Origin of the sequence: Sphingobium sp. CFD-2 (assembly GCF_024611135.1) — a bacterium.
GTDB classification, from domain to species: Bacteria; Pseudomonadota; Alphaproteobacteria; order Sphingomonadales; family Sphingomonadaceae; genus Sphingobium; species Sphingobium fuliginis.
Map to the genome: position 1 here is coordinate 36,521 of NZ_CP084409.1, position 23,300 is coordinate 59,820.

22 protein-coding genes and 1 pseudogene are annotated in these 23,300 nt (G+C 60.1%); 5 read left to right on the forward strand and 18 right to left on the reverse strand.

The window, feature by feature from the left end:
• Positions 1-36 precede the first annotated feature (36 nt).
• From LDB29_RS28440 to LDB29_RS28515, 16 genes are all read right to left on the reverse strand, one after another.
• The gene (locus tag LDB29_RS28440) at positions 37-1,245 is read right to left on the reverse strand and encodes an LPD7 domain-containing protein (RefSeq protein WP_159832024.1); all 1,209 of its coding nucleotides are present in this window, start codon (positions 1,243-1,245) and stop codon (positions 37-39) included.
• The gene (locus LDB29_RS28445; protein ID WP_056379774.1) at positions 1,235-3,136 is read right to left on the reverse strand and encodes a type IV secretory system conjugative DNA transfer family protein; all 1,902 of its coding nucleotides are present in this window, start codon (positions 3,134-3,136) and stop codon (positions 1,235-1,237) included. The genes LDB29_RS28440 and LDB29_RS28445 overlap by 11 nt, the downstream gene beginning before the upstream one ends.
• On the reverse strand, positions 3,114-4,106 hold the full coding sequence (gene virB11 / locus LDB29_RS28450; RefSeq protein WP_056379775.1) for a P-type DNA transfer ATPase VirB11: 993 nt from the start codon (positions 4,104-4,106) through the stop codon (positions 3,114-3,116). The genes LDB29_RS28445 and virB11 overlap by 23 nt, the downstream gene beginning before the upstream one ends.
• Complete coding sequence (gene virB10, locus LDB29_RS28455; protein WP_056379778.1) at positions 4,103-5,371, reverse strand: type IV secretion system protein VirB10; 1,269 nt, start codon at positions 5,369-5,371, stop codon at positions 4,103-4,105. The genes virB11 and virB10 overlap by 4 nt, the downstream gene beginning before the upstream one ends.
• A 1-nt stretch (position 5,372) precedes the next feature.
• Entirely contained in the window at positions 5,373-6,215 is an 843-nt protein-coding gene (locus LDB29_RS28460) for a TrbG/VirB9 family P-type conjugative transfer protein (protein ID WP_021223056.1), read from the reverse strand.
• Positions 6,212-6,895, reverse strand: a complete 684-nt coding sequence (locus tag LDB29_RS28465) for a virB8 family protein (protein WP_004213217.1) — start codon at positions 6,893-6,895, stop codon at positions 6,212-6,214. The genes LDB29_RS28460 and LDB29_RS28465 overlap by 4 nt, the downstream gene beginning before the upstream one ends.
• 340 nt (positions 6,896-7,235) lie before the next feature.
• The gene (locus tag LDB29_RS28470; protein ID WP_056379780.1) at positions 7,236-8,252 is read right to left on the reverse strand and encodes a type IV secretion system protein; all 1,017 of its coding nucleotides are present in this window, start codon (positions 8,250-8,252) and stop codon (positions 7,236-7,238) included.
• A 40-nt stretch (positions 8,253-8,292) separates the two neighbouring features.
• Complete coding sequence (locus LDB29_RS28475; protein WP_056379782.1) at positions 8,293-8,598, reverse strand: hypothetical protein; 306 nt, start codon at positions 8,596-8,598, stop codon at positions 8,293-8,295.
• Between the two features lie 2 nt (positions 8,599-8,600).
• Positions 8,601-9,314: a type IV secretion system protein gene (locus LDB29_RS28480; protein WP_021223006.1), complete on the reverse strand. Its 714-nt coding sequence runs from the start codon at positions 9,312-9,314 to the stop codon at positions 8,601-8,603.
• A gap of 13 nt (positions 9,315-9,327) precedes the next feature.
• Positions 9,328-11,712, reverse strand: coding sequence for a VirB4 family type IV secretion/conjugal transfer ATPase (locus LDB29_RS28485; protein WP_006949654.1), 2,385 nt, complete (start codon positions 11,710-11,712; stop codon positions 9,328-9,330).
• On the reverse strand, positions 11,699-12,043 hold the full coding sequence (locus LDB29_RS28490; RefSeq protein ID WP_006949650.1) for a type IV secretion system protein VirB3: 345 nt from the start codon (positions 12,041-12,043) through the stop codon (positions 11,699-11,701). Before LDB29_RS28490 ends, LDB29_RS28485 begins: the two co-directional genes overlap by 14 nt.
• A 6-nt stretch (positions 12,044-12,049) precedes the next feature.
• On the reverse strand, positions 12,050-12,391 hold the full coding sequence (locus LDB29_RS28495; protein WP_056379783.1) for a TrbC/VirB2 family protein: 342 nt from the start codon (positions 12,389-12,391) through the stop codon (positions 12,050-12,052).
• Between the two features lie 21 nt (positions 12,392-12,412).
• Positions 12,413-13,078, reverse strand: a complete 666-nt coding sequence (locus LDB29_RS28500; protein ID WP_056379784.1) for a lytic transglycosylase domain-containing protein — start codon at positions 13,076-13,078, stop codon at positions 12,413-12,415.
• 14 nt (positions 13,079-13,092) lie between these two features.
• A complete protein-coding gene (locus tag LDB29_RS28505) occupies positions 13,093-13,416 on the reverse strand; it encodes a hypothetical protein (protein ID WP_004213198.1) in 324 nt (107 codons plus the stop codon).
• A 59-nt stretch (positions 13,417-13,475) separates the two neighbouring features.
• The gene (locus LDB29_RS28510) at positions 13,476-13,784 is read right to left on the reverse strand and encodes a hypothetical protein (RefSeq protein WP_056379785.1); all 309 of its coding nucleotides are present in this window, start codon (positions 13,782-13,784) and stop codon (positions 13,476-13,478) included.
• A 213-nt stretch (positions 13,785-13,997) separates the two neighbouring features.
• Positions 13,998-14,762: an IS6-like element IS6100 family transposase gene (locus LDB29_RS28515; protein ID WP_001389365.1), complete on the reverse strand. Its 765-nt coding sequence runs from the start codon at positions 14,760-14,762 to the stop codon at positions 13,998-14,000.
• Here LDB29_RS28515 and LDB29_RS28520 point away from each other — a divergent pair.
• The 3 genes from LDB29_RS28520 (at position 14,739) to LDB29_RS28530 (ending at position 19,323) form a co-directional block, all read left to right on the forward strand.
• Positions 14,739-16,133 (forward strand): glutamine synthetase family protein, encoded by a 1,395-nt coding sequence (locus tag LDB29_RS28520; protein ID WP_257558806.1) that lies wholly within the window; start codon positions 14,739-14,741, stop codon positions 16,131-16,133. The two genes, LDB29_RS28515 and LDB29_RS28520, sit on opposite strands and share 24 nt — an antisense overlap.
• A gap of 38 nt (positions 16,134-16,171) precedes the next feature.
• Positions 16,172-18,742, forward strand: coding sequence for a CehA/McbA family metallohydrolase (locus LDB29_RS28525; protein ID WP_306812611.1), 2,571 nt, complete (start codon positions 16,172-16,174; stop codon positions 18,740-18,742).
• Between the two features lie 263 nt (positions 18,743-19,005).
• On the forward strand, positions 19,006-19,323 hold the full coding sequence (locus tag LDB29_RS28530; RefSeq protein ID WP_158682600.1) for a hypothetical protein: 318 nt from the start codon (positions 19,006-19,008) through the stop codon (positions 19,321-19,323).
• Positions 19,324-19,341: 18 nt separating this feature from the next.
• On the opposite strand, the gene LDB29_RS28535 is transcribed toward LDB29_RS28530, so the two are convergent.
• Both LDB29_RS28535 and LDB29_RS28540 read right to left on the reverse strand, forming a co-directional pair.
• Positions 19,342-20,106, reverse strand: coding sequence for an IS6-like element IS6100 family transposase (locus LDB29_RS28535; RefSeq protein ID WP_209047663.1), 765 nt, complete (start codon positions 20,104-20,106; stop codon positions 19,342-19,344).
• Positions 20,107-20,162: 56 nt separating this feature from the next.
• Positions 20,163-21,146, reverse strand: a pseudogene (locus tag LDB29_RS28540) (DUF4158 domain-containing protein); the annotation flags it as partial.
• Between the two features lie 146 nt (positions 21,147-21,292).
• On the opposite strand from LDB29_RS28540, the gene LDB29_RS28545 reads away from it, so the two are divergent.
• Both LDB29_RS28545 and LDB29_RS28550 read left to right on the forward strand, forming a co-directional pair.
• Positions 21,293-21,886 carry a recombinase family protein gene (locus tag LDB29_RS28545; protein WP_007683474.1) on the forward strand — a complete coding sequence of 198 codons (594 nt, stop codon included), beginning with the start codon at positions 21,293-21,295 and terminating at the stop codon, positions 21,884-21,886.
• The gene (locus tag LDB29_RS28550) at positions 21,883-23,244 is read left to right on the forward strand and encodes a hypothetical protein (RefSeq protein ID WP_007683476.1); all 1,362 of its coding nucleotides are present in this window, start codon (positions 21,883-21,885) and stop codon (positions 23,242-23,244) included. The genes LDB29_RS28545 and LDB29_RS28550 overlap by 4 nt, the downstream gene beginning before the upstream one ends.
• Positions 23,245-23,300 lie beyond the last annotated feature (56 nt).

Here is a 23,300-nt window from a genome sequence, read left to right on the forward strand (position 1 = left end):
TGCGGCTCCCATTTCCAAAAGGCACGAGCCATGCATCTAGCGCGAGCGGGACGGCTTTCTTTCCTGCTGGCGAAGCGTCAAATCCTCGCGGGCTATGCGGGTAGCCTCATTCTGGCGCTGTTGCTCGAAACGTGCCGCAGGGATCGGTCCGCCGTTCTCAATCCGCTTGGCCACCGTTTCCTTCGCGTTCTCGACGTAGCGCGCCTGATCCTCCTTTTTGGGAAAGCGCGTCTTAGCTTCGATTGAGGCCGCCAGGACGTGCGATTGCGCGGCCTTGAATTGCGGATCGGTCGCATTCTCGCGGTGGGAGTTACGGCGGAATTGTTCGGCCGCCGCGCGAGACTCGGTAGGGTCTTGCTTTGCCATGCTCGCTCTTTTCGTAGGGTCTTGAGCTTCGCGCGCCTTGTCACGCGCCGCCAATCTCTCTCCCTCAAGTTTCAGCTGGGGAGAAGGCTCGAAGTCTTTGACGGCGACACCGGCGCGGGCAGCTTCCAGATAGACCGCCTTCTTGAAATCATCGCTGCCATGAACACGGATCGACTGCCAGCCATTATGCTTCGCAATGGCGACCGCATCGCCAATCGCATGGTCCTTGTTGATGCGGATGCCATCTTGTCCCTTGATCGACATATCGGGCTTTTCATCGCGACCGCTTCGAAACAGATCGTCGCCTACGCGCAGATATTTTCGTTCGAGCTGGGCCGGTAGCGCCAAGGCTTTATCGTCAACCTGTTTGGCTTGGGGTTTCGACGTTGCCGCCTGATCGGCGCGCGAAGGTGCGGCCATTTCTTCCGGGCCGGATTTTGCGCGAGCGCCCTCATGAATGTTGAGCGTCTTGTCGGCCGAGGGGGAGGGCGCCGCTTCACGCTTGGGCTTCTTCGGCCAGTTATCAATATCTTTCTGTGCGGCCGCCAGCTTTTCGCGCAGCTGATCGGGCGTGGCCTTGTCCGCCGACTGGAGGTAGGATTTGACGGAGGGGCTGTAGTAGCCCGGCACGGCGTTGGACCCATCATTCTCCCAGGACGTCCAAGCCAGCTGCACGCGCTTGTCACCGACTTTCATATCAAGTGCCACATCGCCGTGGATATTTGATTTTGCGAACGCCTGAATGGCTTCGGGGAAGGTCTGGAATACCTTAGCGCCTCGCGTGTCGCTGACCGTAAAAAGGCGCGCGTCGGCTTTATCCGACGCCTTGGCCGGTGCATCAGCTGATTTTGCGGGCGCCTGTTCACCATTATCGGCCATATTCTTCTCCTTCACTTAGAACTAGATCCCGGCGCTGACCTTCCCATTCCTCTTTCGTCGGATCGGGACCAATAATGTCGTCGAAGTCGATTTCATCGAAAGCCATGCTGCCGTCCTTCACCGTGAGGTTCGGCATGTCGCGATCGAGGGCGAGAACGTCTTCGGGAATGTCCTGCACCTGGTCATCGGCCAGTGCGGAATAATCGTTGAAAGCCGCCAGCTCTTCATCGCTCAGATCATCGACGGGCGCGATCGGCACGACCGGCTTGGGCAGCGCCGGCACTGCCGGGGCAGTCGTCAGGCGCGAGCGGAAAACCGAATCCTTGAAATAGCGGATTTTCTTCCCGCGAATGACGGGGATACCGCCACGGATGACGAGAATATCGTCTTCGGGCAGCTGCATCAGCTCTTGCGGGAGCATCAACGCGCGGCGCTGTTCCGAGATCGTCTTGCTTCGATTGGCGAGCAATCCATGTATCGTCAGGGACCGGCTTTCCGCATCCTGACCGAGAAAGCCGAGGCGTTCCGACAGTTCCTTTGCGACCCGCAGCTCCTTCGGCGTGAAGGCAATTTCGACACCGCAGTTCGATACGATTTCGTCCGCGCCATGCTCACCATAGACATTCCGCAGTTGGGACCGGGACTGGATGACCGGGAGCAGACGAAGCCCATAGCCGCGCACATAGGAGAACGCATTTGCAATGACCTGGGCGCGGCCGAGCCGCGCAAATTCGTCCAGAATGAGCAGCACGGACAGCTTTTCGCTATCGTCGGGCAGTTGCCGGGTGTTGAGGTCGATCAGCTGCTGAAAAAACAAATTGTAGAGCGGCGCGACCCTATCGAGTTCATCCGGCGAGACGCCGAGATAGATCGAGGTCGGGATGCGGCGCAGGTCCGTCAGGGAAAAGTCGCTTTCGGCCGTCGCGCGATCGACAATGGGATTGATCCAGAGATTGAGCTTCGAGGTGACGGTCTGGATAATGCCGGTGAATGTGTTGTCCGCGCTGGACGTAAAATCGCTCAACGCGGCGCGGCACCCTTCCGATAGCGCGCTATCGCCAGCTTCCTTGGCGAAGAATGCCTTCATCCCCGGCATCGTGATGGTCCGGTATATCTCGCCAAACGAGAAGGGACGTTCAGGCTTGGCCGCGATCCACGATGCAATGCCGACAAAGGCCGTGCGGGCTGATTCCGTCCAGAATGCCTCGCCCTTCTCCGGGGGCACGAAGAGCATCGTCGCGATCTTCTGCAATTCGACCAGGACCTCAATTGGATCGGCCCTGTTGATGTAGCTAAGCGGGTTGTAGCGGGCCGTGCGGCCTTCTCTGTCCGTAGGGTTGAACAGCACAACCTTTTGGCCGCCCTTGCGGCGGAAACCCGCCGTGATTTCATAGTTCTCGCGCTTAATATCGAGCACGACAACCGAATCCGGCCATTGCAACAGATTGGGGATGACGATGCCGACGCCCTTGCCCGATCCGGTAGGCGCTTCGAGCAATACATGCTCCATCTTGCCCACCATGAGGAAGCGGTTGCGGACGCGGCCGAGCACAATGCCCTTTTTCGCGCGAAGGCCCGCCTTGCGGATTTCACCTTCGCGCGCGAAGCGGGCTTCACCGTGAAGGTTCTTTTTCGGCCGCAGGACGATCGCCATAAGCAACACCGGCAGCGGCACGCCAATGACCGCCCCTCGCCAGAGCGCTTCGGTCACGACAGGATCATGGCGGTAATACCAGAAGAAGCCGGGGAGCTTGAGCGGATCATAAGCCGCGGCGGGCATCTTGAGAAAGAACCACGCCACCGTGCCGGTCAGCAGGCCGATCAGCAGGAGTGTGATCGGAAGGAGGACGAGGGCCAGTGCGAGCCTGTTAGAGCCTGTTTTCTGGATCAAAATATATCTCCGTCACGCGAAAGCGGCCTTCGACCTTCTTGGTCTGCACGACCACATCAACCAGCAGCTTGAGCAGGCTGCGAATGTCGTCACGGGCCAGATCGGCGCCGCCCTCGCTTTCCTTGACCAGCAATGTCAGCTGTTCGAACGCGAGTTCGGCCGAGTCCGCATGGATCGTCGTGATCGAGCCAGGATGGCCCGAGTTGACGTTGCGGAGATAGAAGAACGCGGTGCCGTCGCGCAGCTCCTGCAACAATATCCGGTCAGGCCGCATACGCAGGGCCGATTCCAGAAGATCCTTTGCAGAGATTTTCGCGGTGCCCTGCTTGTCCTTCGCATAGAGCATGTGGACCACGTTACGATGCGGGACCACCAGTTCGCGCGTGTCTTCGATCGTCAGCAGACGCTCATGCGGCGGAATGAGCTGGATCAGCCCCTTAGAGAGCGTCGTCTTTCCCGAGCCGGTAGCGCCAGAAATCAGGATATTCTTGCGGCCCTGGACTGCCTTTTGGAAAAATTCGACGTGCTTTCCTGCGTCGAGCAGATCGCGCAATTCAACATCGAGCGGCGAGACTTGCCGGGTTGCGATCTTTGTCTCGCTAAACAGCCCACCGCGCTCGAAATCCTCCATCGTCAACGTCACCGATGATGGCTTGCGGATGGTGATGGAGACTGTGCCGGCAGGGACAGCAGGCGGCACTACCAGCTGCACACGCTCGCCGCTGGGGAGGATTGTGGAGCAGATCGGCGTGGACTGGCTTATGTCCTGATGCGTGAAAGCCGCCGCTGCCCGCGCGAGCGCGAGCAGCGACTTTTCATTGAGGTCGGGCAATGTCTCCCAGGACCACCCATCGCGCGTTTCAATCGCAGCCTCGCCAGCGTTGTTAATCACCAGCTCCGTTACGTCCTCACGCGCGAGCAGAGGGCGCAGCGGCAGCAAGGCGTTTTCGAGGACAGCCGTATTGCTCATTGGCCGCGCCGAAGCCGCAGGCCGTAGATGTTGGAGAAATCGAAGTCGCGCGCGACCATGATCCCCACTTCCGCGCCCTGATTGATACGAAGCACCGGTTGAATCTGCATCGTATCCCGCAAGATCGTGTCTGACGCTTGGCTGGGAACCCGCGTGACGTTATCCGCGTCGGAAACTTCCGAGGCGGCGATCGAAGCGGCATCGTTAAGCGAGCTGAACAACAGCGCCGCCCCGAAGCGTTCCCAAAAGAAGTTCTTCACGCCGCCTGCCATGCCCGAACGGCCAAGCGCATCGCTGGCGGGCGAACCCACGTCGATCGCCACGCCGCGAGGCGTGACGGCGCGGTTCCATACCGCAAAGAGACGATATTTCCCGCGCTGGACGCCGGTTTGATATTCGCCCAGGACGCGCGTTCCCTTTTCCAGCAGAACGACGCGGCCGTTGTCCGAATAAATGTCGCGGGGAATGATGCAGCTGACATATCCGGGCTGACTGGAATCCATCGCGGTTTGCAGCACGCACGGAATGAACGAACCCGCGAGGATCAGCATATCGCGGTTGCCAATGTCGCGGCCCGAGACCCGATCAATTTGCGAGGTCTGGCGCATGTTTTCCAGATTGGTCCGTCGCGATCCACCTTGCCCATCGCCATCGGCCGACGCACCAATCAACTGCGCGCCCTGTGCTCCTGCGCCGCCGCCCATGGGCAGGCCGGTGGCAGCTGCCACCGCTCCACCGACGCCGCCGCTGTTTTCGCCACCATAAGCCATGATCCCGGCGCGGCGTTGGGCCTCTGCGATGACTTGCCCCTCAGACTTTTGGGGGCGGCCGCTTGCCCCGGCTGTGCGGGGCGCTTGGCTTCCATCAAGGGCGGGCACTTCCGTCATGGGCACCGGCGCGTTCGGATCATTTGGCGCATCGGCAAGCGTTGGCGCTATGATCGACTTGGGATCGTAGTTGGCGAGCTGCCTTTCATCCGGCTTTTCGGCTTTCTCGGCTTTTTCGGTCGGATCGCTCCGCATCGCGTCGATTGTGCTGAAACCGAGCACGATCGCGCCGCAGGCAATCGCAGCGAGGACGACCGCCTTTTTGGGGTCGATCGACCTGTTCGGAAGGGCGGCAATCTTGGCCTGGCGCTCGCTTTGCCGCTCAATGTCTTCCGGATCGGGCACCGGCTCCGATGCGAGGGGCCGGTTTTCGACCGTCTCGCCCTGCGAAATGATGTTGTCGCCATGCGGCGCATTGTCATGATCGTTCGCAGCCATCTTACTCAACCCCTGTGGTTCGCTCGACCAGCCCCGAGGCCGTGTCAGTTTTGGGATCGCGCCCGTAATAGTCAGTCTTCTGATTATGGATGCAGAGCACTTCGAGGCCCCGGCGCAGCCGGATTGTCCTGTAAACCCCGTGCAGCACCACATATTCATCGCGCACATCGAAGGAGGCGATGGCTTCCGATCCATCAGGATTGACGATGAAGAACGCCGGCAACTCACGCTGGTTGGGGAAGCGCATCACCGTGAACTGTCCGTTATCAGACACTTCGGAGGGCTGGATGGCCGTCGATCCTTGCATGATGTAATCGGCGTTGCGCGTGCCTTCCAGCACGCCAATATCGAGCGCGGACTTCACCGCGCCGCGTTCCAAGGCTTTCAGCTGGGCCAGCTGGGCCATGGCGGCTTGCGCCTGCGCTTCGGCCGCTTCCTGTTCAGGATAGCGGAAAACGACCGTATAGAAGCCGCTGCCCCGCTGCGTTGGCGACAGAGCGAACCGATAGCTGCGCGGGCCATAGCGCGAACGTGTAATGACTGTCAGGTTCGTGCGACCCGCTCGCTCGCGTGGTTTGATGAAGAGCGAATTGGCAGCCGGTGCGACTTCCCAGGACACGGTATCACCCAGCGCCACATGCTCGACTACTTCATCCTTGGCGAAGACGATTTCCGTGGCGATGCGGAACACGCCCGGAATCTCATAGACTTGCCGATCATTGTAGTTCGCTTCACGAACCCGGTGATCGAGCACCGTCGCATGGGGCGTTTCTTCGGCCATCGCCGGCGACGCAGCCAGCGCGATCGCGAGCGCAAACGGGGCGCTCCACTTCAACACGGTCATTGGGGCACCTCCACGTCAGCGCGATAGCTCTCGACCTGATAGCCAAGCGGATTTTTGAAGCGGTCCACTTCCTTGCTCGGCGTGCCATCGACCTTGTATTTGATGGTCGCGACGGCATCGGTTTTGGTCGAGTTCGAGCCGGTCACAGATTCCTTGGTGAAATAGACCTGCGCGACGTTGCCGCCCAGGAACGACACCCGCTTGATTTCGACAAAAACATCAGTGCGGTTCGCAAGGATGTTTTGCGGACTTTGGGGATTGTCGGTCTTGTAGAAGCGTGACCACCGATCCTGTTCGGGCCGCGCCGACATGACCATGACCGCATCGAAATATTCTTCGCGAGCGGCCGCTATCCAGCCTTCGCGATAGCGGACATAGGTAGCGAGGAAATACTTACGGACCGCCTCGTCATAGGTGATCGTCGCGTCACCGTGGAGCTTGGCGGCGATCGACGCCTCGCCCGTGTTACGGTCCACCGTAATAACATATGGCTCGACCGTTTTCAGAGGCGTCAGCGCTGCAACGGCCACAACGCCAGCAGTCGCGAGGGCGCCAGCAACGCCAGCGACGACCCACGCCAGCTTTTTGGAGCGCTCGGCCGCCGCAAGCTTGTCACGTTCCCAGCTTGCAGCCTCTTCAAAATAGGCTTTCAGCTCGTCCTTTGGAATACCAACTGCCATCGTAACACCTCAGCAATTCGAGTAGATCGGGCCGCGCAGCGAGGCGCTTAGACGCGGCACTTCGACCGCCCGCGATGCGTCCGACTGTTCATTCCCCGGAGTGGCAGGGTCTGCCGGGGCGGCGTCCGGAGTTGCCGGTGTGCCCTGATTGAACACGTCCACATTCGCCGGGGCGGTTCGCTGCGCGGCCTGATCCGGGATCGAGGGAAGGGTAAGCCCATGCGGATTTGCGGGCCGCATCGGCCCCTCGCATTTGGCTGGTTTTTTGACGGGCTGGCCTGCGCAGGCCGCCAGCGCCAGGCAGATTCCGAGTCCAAGCAACTTGCGCATATTCATTCCCTCAAGCTCTGGTGATTGTGTTTCGGTTGCGCCAACGGCGAACCGCCGACGAGAAGCCCCGTCCCATGCTGGCCCCCATGGCGCGGGCATCGCTGGCCGCGTGCCCTGCGCCCGTTGCCACTGCCCCGCCACCGCTCATCACGGCGTTACCGAACTGCGACACCATCGCAGCAGCACCACCGCCCAACGAGGCCGCAATTCCGGGGATTTGTAGGAAGAAGAAGCAGGCGAGGACGTAGAAGGCGATGATGCGAACGCATGTGTCCCAAACGTGCTCAAACTGACCGTCGAAGGATGCTGTTGCAGATTCTGCGACGTTGGCGACGACAAGCACCAGCAACAATGCGAACAAAGACAGCATCAAGAAGTTCAGGACGCTACCGAGCCACGAGAAGAAGTAGCTTCTGGTGGAATCGAACAGCAGCGCACCGACGAATATCGGACCAACCACCGCCAGACAGGCCAGCGCGAACAGCGCATAGAGCACGATCACAAAGCCAACCGCGAGCGCGAACAACGCGGCTACAGCGGTTAGCAAGATGATTATGGTTGCGCCGATGCACAGGATGATCGCAGTCGCTGCCCCCTGCAAATCCCACATGCTGGCGTTCTGCTCCGCATATTCCTTGGTGGCATCCTGCATCCCTATCAGCGCAACATCGACGCGCGCCCACATCGTATCAAACGACCCACCGACGCCATTTGGCGAGCCTCCGATGATTGAGGCAAACTCATTAGGCAGCCCCGTCACGATCATTTGTGCAATTGATGCTCCGTAAAGGCTTGTCACAGCCCAATAGAGTGCAGCGAGCATGAGGGAGCGATAGACGTATTCGCGGAACGGGTATTGCACAGCACCGCGCATGATAGCGTAGCCGAGCAGTATGATATAAATCACCATTCCCGTGCGGAGCGGCCCAGCGATCCAGCCAACAAACCCAGCGTAGTTTGAAACTACAGAAGAGTTGAGTTCGTTGACGAAGCCCTGATAGGCATTTGTGAATAGATCGTATTCCACCAGATCGCTCCGCGTTATTATTTAATTGAGCTTCGAGCTGTCACATTCCCGCCGCTTTGCGAGCGCGAGCCATCTGATCTTCTCGGTCACGGGAATATTTGATGGACGCGATGGCGGACTTGATGCCTCTGCAATTCTTGGCGACGGGAATGGGAAGATCGGATTGTTTGAGTTCGCTGTTCATGATCTTGTCGCACTCCGATACGATCACCGGAATTTGATCTTCATTGGCTTTGAGCCATTCCACGTCGTGGTAGGTCATGAGGATTTCGGGAAAAGCGGGCGCGCGTTGGCAGCCGGCGATTAAGCCGGCTGCGCTCAATGCTACTAAGGCCATCTTTCGCATTCTTACATTCCCGCCGCTGCCCGTGCGCGGGCCAGTTGCTCTTCACGATCGCGGGAATAGCTGGACAGTGCTTCCGCCGTTTTGGCCGCTTGCTCAGCCCGACGCGCCCGCTCCATGGCATCGACGCGGAGCTGGTCGTTCATCATCGACGCACTTTCGAGCTGGATGCGCGCTTGTAGGTCAGCAACTTCCTTGGCCGTTGACGCCGACGCTAGGCGACTGCGCAGCTCTTCCAAGCCTTCGCCGCGCGATGTGGCCGCTTCGCCCATCCCTTCGGCCATGGCCTTGTCCATCGCGATCGAGCGCGCCGACTGATAGCGAACATCGGTTTGATCGCCATTCGCGGACACGCCGAGACGTTCGAGCATGTCCTGATAGATCGCATCGGAACGGCCGCCGTAGCCGCCGCCGCCGCTGAAATCGCCGCGCGCCATGCGTTCGAGGGAGTTCACATCGACGCCGAGCGTGCGAAGCGAATCCGTCTTGAGCTGGTTGGCGATCGAGGAAACATCGGTCAGCTGGTTCAGCCCTTGGTAGAGCTGCTGCGCTTCCGCAATCTGCTGGCGACCCTGCTCAATCATCTGCATGGTCTTCTGGATTTGTTCGATATGCTTGAGCACGGACGTGCTATCGAACACAGGGATACCCTGCGCACTGGCTGGCGTCGCGGCCGCAAGGCTCCCGATCGACACAGCCGCCAAGAAAAGCTGCTTCATAGTCTCACTCCTTTCAGCTTGGGCGCCGGCGCCGGTGAAATTCCGGCAACCAGAGCTTCGGATCATTGCCCAGTTCGGCAATCACTTCGCGGGCCACGCCCGTTGTCTCAGCGCGCCCCGACAGCACGGCCAGTTCATCGTCCATGCCAATGAGATCCAGGCCGACCACAACGGAGTCATGGCCCTGCTTCACGAGGAATTTGCGGCTTTCCGGCGACAGCTCTTCGCGCACCAGCTTAAATTCCGCCTCCGACAGCGAGAAGCCTTCGATGTAATCTCGGCGCTGGCCGAACGGATTGGGCAGGAAGATTTTCGTCGCGACCTGCTCCAAGATCGAATGGCTGATCGTGGACCGCAGCGCGTCCGCAGGCGACTGTGTTGCAAAGACGAGGAAGGCATTGCGCTTGCGGTATGTCTTGAGGCCATCCTGCGCGAATGCCGTGAACGCCGGATCGGCCAGAGCCTTCCAAAATTCGTCAATCGCAATAACCATGCGCTCGCCTGTCAGGAGCGCGTCTATCCGCTCGAACAGGTAGAGCATGACCGGCGTGCGGATTTCCGCGTTTTCGAGGAAGTCGGTCATATCGAAGCCCACGAAACGGGCTTCGAGCGACATGGAATCTTCCTCATTATCGAAAACCCAGCCAAGGTTCCCCTCGGAGGTCCACTTGACCAGGCGCGCGCCGACGCCGCCCGAATCCGACATGCCGAGCATGGTCCGCAGCGCCGACAGCGAGCGTTGCTCGCGTGGCAGCTTCATCACGGCTTCAATGCCATCGTCGATCAGGTGCGATTCCTGCACCGTGATCGGCGCACCCTCTTGCTTCACCAGCTGGCGGATGAAGCGACCGAGGAACGCGCGATGGGAAGCCGTATTGTCGAGCGCCTTGAGCGGAGCGAAGCCCGTAGGCTCCCCGTTGCGCAGCGCGAGATAGGTGCCGCCGCTGGCTCGAACAAAAATTTCCGCGCCCTGATCCTTGTCGATGAAGATATGGCGCGCGTTGAACTTTTCGAGCTGCGCCATCAGGAAGTTGACCAGCACCGTCTTGCCGCCGCCCGATGGACCAATGACCATCGAATGGCCCAGGTCCGCCGAATGGAAATTGAAGTAATAGGGGCTGCGAGCGCTTGTCTTGAGCAAGGCGACCGCAGGCCCCCAATGATTGCCGTCCTCGTGCCCTGCCGGGAAGGTATGGAAGGGCGAGAACGCCGAGAAATTATATGACGTGATCGGCGCGGGGCGCGCCCTCCACGCGAAATTGCCGACCAGCTGCGACCAATAGGCAGCTTCCAGCGCCGCGCTTTCGCGGGCGGCGACCATGCCCGTATCGGCCAGGGCCGCGCGCGCGATCGACATGTTATCGCGCAGCTTTTTCAAATCCTCCGCGAACACCGTTAGCGTGAAATGATGGTCCCCCAGCACGAAGCGGTTCGATTGCAAATCGTCGGCCGCGTCGATCAGCTCATCCATCTGACTGATCGCCTTGTCACCGGCGTTCGCCATTTGGGTCTGGCGAAGCCGAAACCGTTCTGTTGCCGCTGTGCGCGACAGGAACGTGAACGACTGCGTTATGGCGAGGCTGAAATCGACCGACAGCAGCGATTCAAACTGGCGCGGCGTTGTCGATGACGGATACTCGCGAATACCGAAAATGCCGCCGAACATCGAATGATCGGCGTCGCGGACCTCAAATGTCTCAGCGCCGATGATCGCGCGGCTCGCATAGAGCGCCGAGCCGAGACGGCCACGGACCAGAGGGCAGCGCCGATAGCGCCCTGTCATCACCTGGTTCAATATTTCCAGCGGTTCGGAGAACAGGAGGCCGCGGTGCTCATAGATGCCGACACGGCGCGGACGAACGCGCAGCAGCAGCTTTTCCAGATCGCGCACCTTGTCTTCCAGCAGCTCTAGGGCTTCCGCGATATTGGCGTTCTTGTCCTCCTGCTTCTTGCGCAGGAAATCCATCAGCTTGTCGGTCGCGTTTGCCGTTGGGCGGATCACGACCGTCATGAAAAAGCGGTTGCGGAACATGCGTTCGGCCGTCATCCGCTCATAATATTTTTGATCGAGCTTAGCGGCGAAATGGGAGCGGAACGTGCCGCCTGGATAGTCGCGCACGCGCATCCGCAGCATGTGCGTCCAGATCGAAAGCCGCTCGTCATGGATATTGCGCCAGACCCCGTTGAGGCGCGTGTGCCAATCGTTCAGATCGCGCACGTCCGAAGTCTCGAAGGGCCGCCCATCCAGTTCGAGCATGAGCATCAGATCGCCATTATCGAGGGCGACCACATGCTCATTGACATGCCGCGAATACGGCAAGAATTTCTCGGGCATTTCCTCCCGCTTGGCCTTGTCAAAAGGCACCTTCTCCGCGAGCGCGCTCTTACCGAACACCACGACCAAATCCCTTTCGCTTGATTCCGTAGAGCGGCAGCGGCGTGTAGCTCGACCCACCCCAAAAGACGCGGTTCCGGTTCGCCGCTTTGGTCCGGCCCCACAGGAAGATCAGCCGGAATGCGTTCACGTCATGCCGAACGATAAGCCGCGCCATCGCATAAAGCGCGACGGCGGCTGCGCCGCCGTAGAGAGGATTGCCCGAACCAACCAACGTGATTGCGCCCGCCATGATGATGAGCGCGCCCGCTTCAATGGGAACACCCGCCCACAAAGCGGGGCGGGTGACGGCCAAGAACAGCGGGTCTTTTGTCATTTCTTCCTGACCGTCCATCCCCGATCACCCCGTAATCGTGTCGACGATCCACGGCGCGGAGAACACGATCACCACGCCAACTACGACCGTGACGAGCATCTGCACCGAAGCGCGGCCGAGGAACCACAAAAGGCCGACGACGATGATCGCAATGATCGCCAGCGTGCGGAGCAAACCGTTGCTCAGCAGGCCGAGAATGTTGTCGGCCAGGCCTTCAAAGTTTGCCTGCGCAAAAGCCGGCTCCGCTACGAGCAGGCTTGCCAGCAGCGACAGGGGCAGCGCGCGCGCCATGAGCGGCGAGGGCTTGAAACGCGCGAGCAACGCATCGAGCCGGGATTCAGCTTTGATCTTCCAGATACGAAACATTCGACAACTCCTATCTTCGCCTTACGAACCAATCCGCGCGTGTTGGGCGCGGCCGAAAACATCCCACGCAGGCGGTGCAGGCGGTGGAGCCGCCTCCATGTTCTCCGCTGCGATTTCCGCCAGCTCCACCGGCACACGACCGGCGCCAGTGTCGCTCATGGCGGCGCTGGCGGGCTGATCGCCCACGATGACAGTCGGGATTGCGGTCGCAGGCCGACCGCTAACGCGCCGGCCTGCATTCTCCACGCGGGCGACATAGCCGTTGCGGAAACCTCTCGATTGAGAGCCTGTGTTATACATGCTGAGTGCGACCCGAAGGGCCTCTTGCGGGGTGCGACCCGTCTTGGCCGAACGGAAATTGGACAGGAGCACACGGCCTGCCGCTTCGACATTGGCGCACTGCTTGAAAACAGTGTCCCACGTCAGGCCGAGCCAACCCATGTTGCGTGAATTTATTTGGCCGAGGCCGAGATCCACGCTGTAGCCGCGCGCGACATAGGAACGTGCGGTTGCGATGGCCTCAGCCTCATTACGCGGACGGCGCGGCTGAGTGGCCACGCCGTTGACGTTGATCGCAAAAACATAGTTCGAAGATTCCGCATCGACGATCGCGGCGATCGTATGCGGTGATACCGCTGGGGCGCATTGCGCCGCCAGCGCAAGAACGGCTCCGGTTTCGAGGAACACGCTCCCGCTCCCGGTCAGTTGCGCGGCTGATAGTAGGTCTGTTGCCGCCCGTCAGTCCAAGTGACCGTCAAGCGCCCAGGCCTCCCATCATCCGGCTTCTTGTATTTGGTCTTCGCGATGCCCCCGCCCGTGCATGTCGGGAAGCTGCCGCCGAGAGCCAGCACGCGCCACAGTTTCGTGATCGGTGGAACACAGGCTGGATATTGCGTCGGACCACCCGGGTTGGAGATGCACAGCACAACCTCACATGCCCAGGTATTGTCCGACGCTACAGCGGGGGTCGATTGCACCGCAGCCCCCACCAGGGCAGTCGCGAGCGCGAAATTAAAAGCTTTCATCGCTTTCTCCCTCGTCATCGAGATTTATGCACATATCACGATGAAGGGGAAAGGGAAGCCTAAAACGCCACTTTGTTGCTACATTGTTTGTCAGGGACCAATCGGATATGGTCATCCTCATATCCGTAATCGAGCACGACATGTCGCACAGCACTTGACAGTCGCTTGTAGGTTTTAAGCGTCGGTTGCTCGAAAAGGCAGACATTCAGCCACTTATCGCCACGCCACGATACTTTGACATTGATGATCCATTCACTCGACGGCAGCTGCGCAATCTCGACCGCTTGGATCAATCCCCCAGCGGGGCGGCGGGTGGTTAGTTCGCGCTCAAGGATCGGATCATACTGCCAATCGTCGCTATGCGGCATCGTGATTTATTCCCTTTTACCGATTAGGATATGTCTATCCTCGCTTTGACGGCGAGGGCAACCCGGCTTGTCGTCTCTTGCCGTGCGCGCACATAAACGCCATGAAATGTGCGCGCACGCTTATAAGAGGGCATCGCGTGGATGGTACGCCAGACAACGGGCTCTGTTGCAAAGATTGGCGGCAGTCAGAGGTAGGCTGTCGCTCTGCGCCGATCAGGCGGCTGCTGCGAAATGGTGGTTGAGCATGCCCATGGCCTCCGTCAGCGCCGAGGGCCCAATGCCAAAAGCTCTCTCCACAAGGCGCACCTCGCCCCTGATGCCGGGCTGCAGGCACCAGGGGCGAGCCTGTCCTTTGCGCAGGGCTCGCATGACTTCGAATCCCTTGATCGTGGCATAGGCCGTGGGGATCGATTTGAAACCGCGCACCGGCTTGATCAGTATCTTGAGCTTTCCGTGATCGGCCTCGATCACGTTATTGAGATACTTCACCTGCCGGTGGGCCGTCTCCCGGTCCAGCTTTCCTTCGCGCTTCAATTCGGTGATCGCTGCACCATAGCTCGGCGCTTTGTCGGTATTGAGCGTGGCAGGCTTTTCCCAGTGCTTCAGGCCTCGCAGGGCCTTGCCCAGGAACCGCTTCGCTGCCTTGGCGCTGCGGGTCGGCGACAGGTAGAAATCGATCGTGTCGCCCCGCTTGTCGACTGCCCGGTACAGGTAGGTCCACTTGCCCCGCACCTTGACGTAGGTTTCATCCAGGCGCCAGCTCGGATCAAAGCCACGCCGCCAGAACCAGCGCAGCCGCTTCTCCATCTCCGGGGCGTAGCACTGGACCCAGCGATAGATCGTCGTATGGTCGACCGAAATGCCGCGTTCCGCCAGCATTTCCTCAAGGTCGCGATAGCTGATCGGATAGCGACAATACCAGCGCACCGCCCACAGGATCACATCACCCTGGAAATGGCGCCACTTGAAATCCGTCATCGTTCCGTCCGTCCAATCTCCGCCAAGCATGCTCAAGCTTCACGATTTTTGCAACAGAGCCAGTCAGCGTTTTCAAGCGGATCTGAAGTCACGATGGCACCGTTCTTTTTCGATACGGCCAGCGCCATTGTATTCAACCCGTTTCAGGCCGGAGGTGGCTTTGGCGACTCGGAGCTGTCTGGCAGCCCTAGTGTCGTGATGGTCCCTGACCCGACCACGTTTCGCATTTTGCCGTGGGCCGATCGTACCGGCTGGATGCTGGCCGATTTGTACATGCGCAGCGGCAAACCGTTTGCATTGAGCCCGCGCGCAATTCTTAAAAAGGCCTTGCAAGAAGCCAGCGATATGGGCTACGAATTTAAGGCCGGTCTTGAGGTTGAGTGGTACCTCACACGTATTGTTGATCCATGTCTTGAACCAGAAACGCTGGGTGGACCTGGCACACCAGCAGCACCTCCCAAGGTCATGCCGGTTGCCAAAGGTTATTCCTACTTGCTGGAAAACCACCTTGATGAGGTCGAACCGCTAATGTCCACTATCCGCGATCATGTTCTGGCTCTGGGCATGCCGCTGCGCAGTATCGAGGATGAATGGGCGCCAAGCCAGATGGAAACTACGTTTGATGTCATGAGCGGGATGAATGTGGCCGATACGATGGTGCTGTTCCGCAATGCAGTCAAGCAAATCTGCCGGCGCAACGGTTATTTGGCCAGTTTTATGTGTAAGCCAAAAATTGCCGGTTTTTATGCTTCTGGCTGGCATCTGCATCAATCTCTGAACGACAAAATAACAGGCACGAATCTGTTTGTTCCCACCGGGAACGATGCCTTGTCACCGACCGGCCTATCGTATGTGGCGGGTTTGCTTGAGCATGCCGGGCCAGCATCAAGTTTCACGACACCCACCATCAATGGTTATCGCCGTCGTCGCCCGTATTCACTGGCCCCTGATCGTATGACCTGGGGTATTGATAACCGTGCTGCCATGGCGCGAGTAATTTCCGCGCCCGGCGATAACGCCAGCCGTGTTGAAAACCGTGCCGGTGAACCCGCGGCCAATCCGTACCTGTACCTTGCATCACAAATTTTTGCCGGCCTTGATGGTATCCGGCGCCAGCTTGACCCCGGCCAACCCGTTGAATCGCCGTACGAGTCCAGTGTGAGCTCGTTGCCCGTAAACCTGTCGCAGGCACTTGACGCCCTTGAGTCTTCAAGCTTCTACCGCGAAGCCTTTGGTGACAAGTTCATCGATTATTGGCTGCATTTACGTCGTAGCGAATGGCAACGCTTTGTGGCCGCTGAAGGCGAGGTCGACATGCAGCAAGACGAGGTTACCGAATGGGAACACCGCGAATATTTTGAATTGATGTAAATGCGTAGCCGCAGCAGACACATCGCATAAGGACAGTTATGAAAAAGTTTGCATTGATATGGTGTTCCGACAACATGTTGCTGGAATATCGGGACTACATGCTGGGTCAATTATCTGACGGTACGGGGCAATGGGATGTCCTGTCTCCCGCCGACCCTAACTTTGCTGAGCAGGTAAAGGATTATGACGGTTATGTCATCAGCGGCAGTGAAAAATCGGTAGTAGATGACCTTGATGCCCCATTGACTCAACGCCTGTTTGCCTTCATTCGTGACGTCCGCGCAACTTCTGCTGCACCGGTCGTGGGTATCTGTTTCGGAGCCCAGGCTCTGGCGGCGGCACTAGATGGCCGGGTCGGGCGTAACGAAAGCGGTCAGTTTCGTCTAGGAGTGGAATCTCTGAAGTGGTTGTCGCCTTCGATCACGAGACCGAACCCACGGCCGGAAAAATGCAGGCGCGGCAGCGCGACTGTCGCGAAGAACGGCGCGCCGGCACGCTCAACGATCAGGGAGCGCCATATGTATGTCACACGTCTGATCATCCACGCGGCCATCGCCAGCCTCATGGCCAGCGGACCTGCGCTTGCGCATTCGACGGGGCCACTAGGCAAGATAGAGCATGGCTGGAAGCCAAGCCCCGAGATCAAAAGAACGGTCTCCCTGAACTTCGATTTTCACGGCGGTGGAAACTTCATCAGTTGGAGCCCCTCGGCCCGGATGACGCAGCACGAGAACCGGCAATGCATCACCGGCGCCTATCTGCTGTTCGATGTCGACGATCGGTTCGCCTTTGATATCGATGAAACGATCTTGGTCGATCTCACCTTCTTTCGTCCCGAGACTGACGGGTTCGTCTTTTCCTACGATCAGGCCGTGCAGCCGACCGCGAAAAAGGTTCGCTTCGATGCGAACAACAAGGGAAGCTGGCATACCGAGACCGTGCGCCTCGACCGCGCACGCTTCGCCAACCGGAAATATTACGGAACGGACTTTGCGGTCGGGGGGCTCGGGAGCCAGCTTCCACGATCGAATGATGGCGGCGAGGTGACGCTTTGCGACGTCAAGGTCCGCCGCGAAGCCAGCAAGCCGCAGGCGCCTTCGCCCGGGAAGTTCGCATTGCAGGTGCTTGATGAGGCCGGCCGACCGACCGCGGCGCGGGTTGGCCTCTATCGGTCCGACGGCTGGGCGCCGCTTGCGGGCCGCAGCGCGCTCACCGTTCAGCGCTACACGGAGTATACACGCAATCTCCCCATGGTCTCCGTCCCAAAGGGATGGTCGGCGAACGGCAGATATGTGTTCTTCGTCGATACGAACTATGCGGCGGACGTGCCCGCGGGCGAATATGACCTGTTCGTCATGAAGGGACCGGAGTATCGAATCCAGAAGCGCAAGGTCCGTATTGCCCCCGGAACGCCGCAGTCCATCCAGGTGAAGATGGAGCGGTGGACCGATTTGCCGAAGCAGGGCTGGCTTTCGGGTGACGACCATATTCATATCGGCCGCTCCACGCCAGCGGAGAACGACAAGATTCTCGCCTATATGCGTGCGGAAGACCTAGGGGTCGCCAATCTCCTGGAAGCGGGGAATCTCAAAGGGTCGCAGTTCAAGCAATATGGTTTCGGCAAAGAAGGGCATTATGGAAATGGCGGCCACTTCCTCGTCTCCGGCCAGGAATCACCGCGAACATCGCACCGTGGCCATTCGATCGGCCTGAATGCCAAGAAGTTCCATTGGCCTGAGAAGGACTATTTCATCTACGACGCGACATCAGACATGATCCGCGCCGATGGTGGGCTTTGGGGATACGCCCACGTCGCATTGGACATCTTCAACGTCGACTACAGTCTGGCGCTTGACGTGCCGAGAGGCAAGGTCGACTTCGTCGAAATGCTTCAATATGGCACGATGAACACGGCCTATCTCTACGACTTCCTCAACATGGGCTTCAAGCTGCTGCCGAGCGCCGGTTCCGATTATCCCTACATCGACTTCCCGGGCGCGGAGCGGGTTTACGTCGACGTTGGCGGATCGCCTTCGCCGAGCGCCTGGTTCGACGGGCTCAGGTCGCGCAGGTCGTTCATCACCAACTGGCTGTCGGCCGACTATTCCGTCAACGGAGACAAGAAGGCGACCGAATATCACATTCGGGCGGGCGATGAAATAACGGTCGACGCGGTGATCCGCGCGAATCCCGATTTCGATGCGATCGACCGCGCCGAACTCGTCGGTCATGGTGAGGTTCTGAAGCTCGTCAGCGGGACGAGCCACGCGTCCGAATTGCGGCTACTGCACAAGTTCAAGCCGTCGGGATCGATGTGGTTGGCCGTACGTGCCTATGGCAAGGGTAGAGCGCTGCTGCACACCTCGCCCATCTACGTCTATGTGGACGGCAACAAGGATTTCTCCGATCGGCAAAAGCTGGCAGGACTGGCCGACAAATATCGCAAGACCCTGGCCGAATTCCGGAATTCGACGCCGCGCCTCGAAGATGAAGCGGATCGTTTTGCAGTCGGCGACCTCATCCTGGCGCGCTGGAATGTGGTCAAGCCGCAGCTCGACAAGGCCATCGATGACGCGATCGCAATCTACGACCGGCTTGCCGCGCATTGACCCTGATCGCTGCCGCATCGGCTGATCGATTTTCTCGGCTCCGGCCGCCGATGGCTGCTCCGACATAGGGAGCAGCCATGGAGGGCCGACATTGCAAAAGTTCCAAGGCTTTCTTCACCCGCAGTGCTCTAGAATCAAACCCTTTCGGTAAAAACGATACCGTTGACCAAAATTGGACATGTGGATAGGGTTTTGGCGCGCGCAAAAAAATAACGGTGGCGGAAAAGCAAAGCCGCCCTTCGAAACAGACAAAGGGGAAGACTGTGAAGAGCGGACAACCGAAGAAAGTGCGTGAGCGGACCAAGCGGATGCTCTTGGCGACGGCCTGCCTTTCCGGCTTTGCCGGACAAGCTGAGGCGCAGGAGGCGGCGAGCGGTGCCGAAGTCGAGGGCGGCATTCAGGAGATCATCGTCACGGCGCAGAAGCGGTCCGAATCGGTCCAGGACGTGGGCATCACCATGTCGGTGCTCACGTCGGACTCGCTCGCCAATCTGAACGTTCGCGACGTGGCGGAAGTCGCGGTTAACATTCCGAACGTCCAAATGGGCTCTGTTGCAAAGATTGGCGGCAGTCAGAGGTAGGCTGTCGCTCTGCGCCGATCAGGCGGCTGCTGCGAAATGGTGGTTGAGCATGCCCATGGCCTCCGTCAGCGCCGAGGGCCCAATGCCAAAAGCTCTCTCCACAAGGCGCACCTCGCCCCTGATGCCGGGCTGCAGGCACCAGGGACGAGCCTGTCCTTTGCGCAGGGCTCGCATGACTTCGAATCCCTTGATCGTGGCATAGGCCGTGGGGATCGATTTGAAACCGCGCACCGGCTTGATCAGCATCTTGAGCTTTCCGTGATCGGCCTCGATCACGTTATTGAGATACTTCACCTGCCGGTGGGCCGTCTCCTGGTCCAGCTTTCCTTCGCGCTTCAATTCGGTGATCGCTGCACCATAGCTCGGCGCTTTGTCGGTATTGAGCGTGGCCGGCTTTTCCCAGTGCTTCAGGCCTCGCAGGGCCTTGCCCAGGAACCGCTTCGCTGCCTTGGCGCTGCGGGTCGGCGACAGGTAGAAATCGATCGTGTCGCCCCGCTTGTCGACTGCCCGGTACAGGTAGGTCCACTTGCCCCGCACCTTGACGTAGGTTTCATCCAGGCGCCAGCTCGGATCAAAGCCACGCCGCCAGAACCAGCGCAGCCGCTTCTCCATCTCCGGGGCGTAGCGCTGGACCCAGCGATAGATCGTCGTATGGTCGACCGAAATGCCGCGTTCCGCCAGCATTTCCTCAAGGTCGCGATAGCTGATCGGATAGCGACAATACCAGCGCACCGCCCACAGGATCACATCACCCTGGAAATGGCGCCACTTGAAATCCGTCATCGCTCCATCCGTTCAATCTCCGCCAAGCATGCTCAAGCTTCACGATTTTTGCAACAGAGCCCCCTGGCGATGCGTAACATCCGTTCGCGGCCCTCGCGGCCGGAAACGGCCACGCGCTGTTCGAGCCGTTTGCGGGCGCGCAGATGGGCCCGCCCCACGAGCGCAATGAACATATCGATCGCCGCATCGGTCAGTGTCGCCTCCAGCTCGCGCAGCGTCGCGAGCAGCACGACCCGCCTGCGGGCCGGGCGCATTTGCTGGAAAGCCTGTGCCGTGTAGCGCACACCCTCCCGGGCGAATTGCCCCAGGCGCGGTTCGTGGCGAACATCAGGGGAGAAAGCCGATATGCCCGTCCCACGAATCAGCGTGATCTTTTCGACGATTTCCAAAAGCGAAGCGGATGCGACACGCGGTTCTGGCTCGCGCAGCCAGGACAGACGGCTCTGCCGGTCATGCACCTTGTCATCGATCAGCGCGTCGAGTTGCTGACGCATCTCATGGCCAAGGCCGCCATCGATCGCGGCCACGAGATCCGTTTCCGCCTGATGTATCGCCTCGGCCGCCATGCGCTCCACGACGCTGACACCCGGGATCACGATCCGACGCGCGCGCATCTCATCCAGAAGCCGGCCGAGCAGCGCGCGTCCGTCGATGATGCTCGCCGCCTCGTTTGTCAGCCATGTCCGCAATTCCACGCGGTGCGGGCGGCTCAGATCGCTGAAGCCGAAGCGCGTCTTGATCGCGGCGAGCTGATCGTAGCGCGTGGGCGTGCGTCTGGCGAAATCAGCTATGACCTTTGCATCCACCCCGACCTGCTCGGCAATATGGTCGAGCATGACCGCAGGCAGCAGTTCCCCGTGGCGCAGATGCCGGCCCGGGTAGCGCAGGCAACAAAGCTGCAGGGCGTAGCCGAGTCGGGTGGCGGGCGTGCGCGCGGTGTCGATCGCGGTCATGTCCTCACCTGACAGACTATAGTGCTTCACGATCGCCGCCTCGTCGTCGGGCAACATCAGCAGGGCAGCGCGCTGCCGCGTCGTCATCGGAATCCGTCCGGGCATCTTTGAACCTCCAAAAACCACTTGCCTTTCGGCATGATTCTGAAAGAGGATTGTGAAAGACAAGAGGCCGCAGGAATCCGTTCATGCCGCACTGGCCTCCGGATACGGCCGTTTGTGAAAGGCAGGATTTGACCAGGGCACCCTATCTGATCGGCTATGCGCGGGTGTCGAAGGGTGACGAGCAGTCGAACGCCGCCCAGCGCCGCGCCCTCGACGCGGCTGGGTGCAGGCGCGTGTTCGAGGAAATTGCCAGTGGCGGGCGCTGGGACCGGCCAAAGCTCCTGGAGATGATCGGCCAGTTACGCGACAGTGACGTCGTCGTCGTCTGGAAACTCGACCGGCTATCGCGCAGCCTCAAGGATCTGCTGCACATTATGGAGCGGATCGAGGCGGCGGGCGCGGGCTTCCGCTCGCTGACCGAGGCGATTGACACCACCACGGCCGCAGGTCGCATGATGATGCAGATGGTCGGGAGCTTCGCCGAGTTCGAGCGCGCCATGATCCGCGAGCGCACCTCCGCCGGCCTCGCCCAGGCGCGCGCCGAAGGGCGGATCGGCGGACGCCGGCGCAAACTCGGCGAAAAGCAACGGCGCGAGATCGCGGAGTCCGTCATCTCCGGACGAAAATCCGGCGCCGAGATGGCGCGGCTCTATCATGTCAGCGAGCCGACCGTTTCGCGCATCGTCGCCGCGCACCGACAGACTATGGAGCTACCGGCATGAAACGCGGCCACGACCTGACCGGGCTGATGAAGTTCGCGACACGGCCCGAGTGGGCCGACGACCTGCATGACGCGCTCGACGATCATCTGGGGCCGGTTCTCACGCAGTTCGACATCGATTCCGACGAACTGCCCGGCATCATCGGGGATCACTGGGCCATGACCTTGTGGGGCTGCGCGTTCGAGGACCTGGTGACCCGCGTCTTCGAGCCCGATGGCCGCAACATCGTGGACGAATATCTCAAGCGCCGCGGATGGAACGAGGCCGGCCCCAACAAGCTCTACATGCGCGCGCTGAAGACCTCCGTCATGAGCGTCTATGAAGTCAGCGCGATCGAGCCCGGCGTCGGCTTCCTCGCGCGAGATCTGATCCGGGGCGGTGATCCCGTCCAGGTCCGCGAGCGCACCGCGTCCAGGACGCTGGGCCCGTGGGATCGGATCGGCGTGCGCATCATTCCGGTGAGCGGGCATAGGATCCTGGCAGGCGGCCTGCTGTCCTTTACAGCGGAAGCCACCAGCGCCCTTCTCGAGGCATTGCGCCTGGGACAGGGCAAGCGCGGCCCGCGCGCGAAACTAGTGATCGACGATGATCAACTGCGCGACCTGGCGCCGCTCATCTCGATGGTCTGGCTGTTCGACATCTTGCCCAGGATGCTCGAGCCTGTCGCCATCCCCACGCTGCATAACGCCGATGGCGAGGAGGTTGTTTTCCACCGTGTCCGTTTTCCGTTCACGCGGGGGACGACGCAGGCACTCATCGGCGACCGCCTCGATACCGTGCCCGCCCTGCAGCGGGAAACGTCACATTTCTGGAACTGGCTCGGCACCAGAACAAAACAGGGCAAGAAAGGCACCGGCCAGATGGCGTGGGGTGTGTCAATGGAAGACGGCACGCCGGTGCTTGGGAATCTGGAACTCAAGGGCCGCGCTCTGATCCTCTCCGTCACCTCGGCCGAACGTGCAGAACGCGGCGTTGCACTCGTCACCCAGGCGCTCGGCGCCCTGGTGGGAACACCTTTGACCGAGATCGAGACGATCGAACAGGCGATGGCTGCGCGTCAGGAAGGACGAACCGTGTCGGAGCCGGCACCGGACATCCCGGTCGAGGTCGCCACCCCGCTTGTCCACGGCATGCTCGATCGTCAATACCGGACACTCCTCGATGAGCCTGTCCCGATGCTCGGCGACAAAACGCCGCGACAATGCGCCGGCAGCAAGGCCGGACGCGACCAACTCGCCACGTGGCTAAAACATCTCGAAAATCTCAGTGGGAGACACGCTGACATCGATGATCCGATGGCGACGTACGACTTCGGGTGGATATGGCAGGAACTCGGGATCGAAGAACTGCGCCGGTGACGGCTTGACCCCGCAACGATGAAGGACATGCTGGCCGCCTGATAGACACTGGAGCC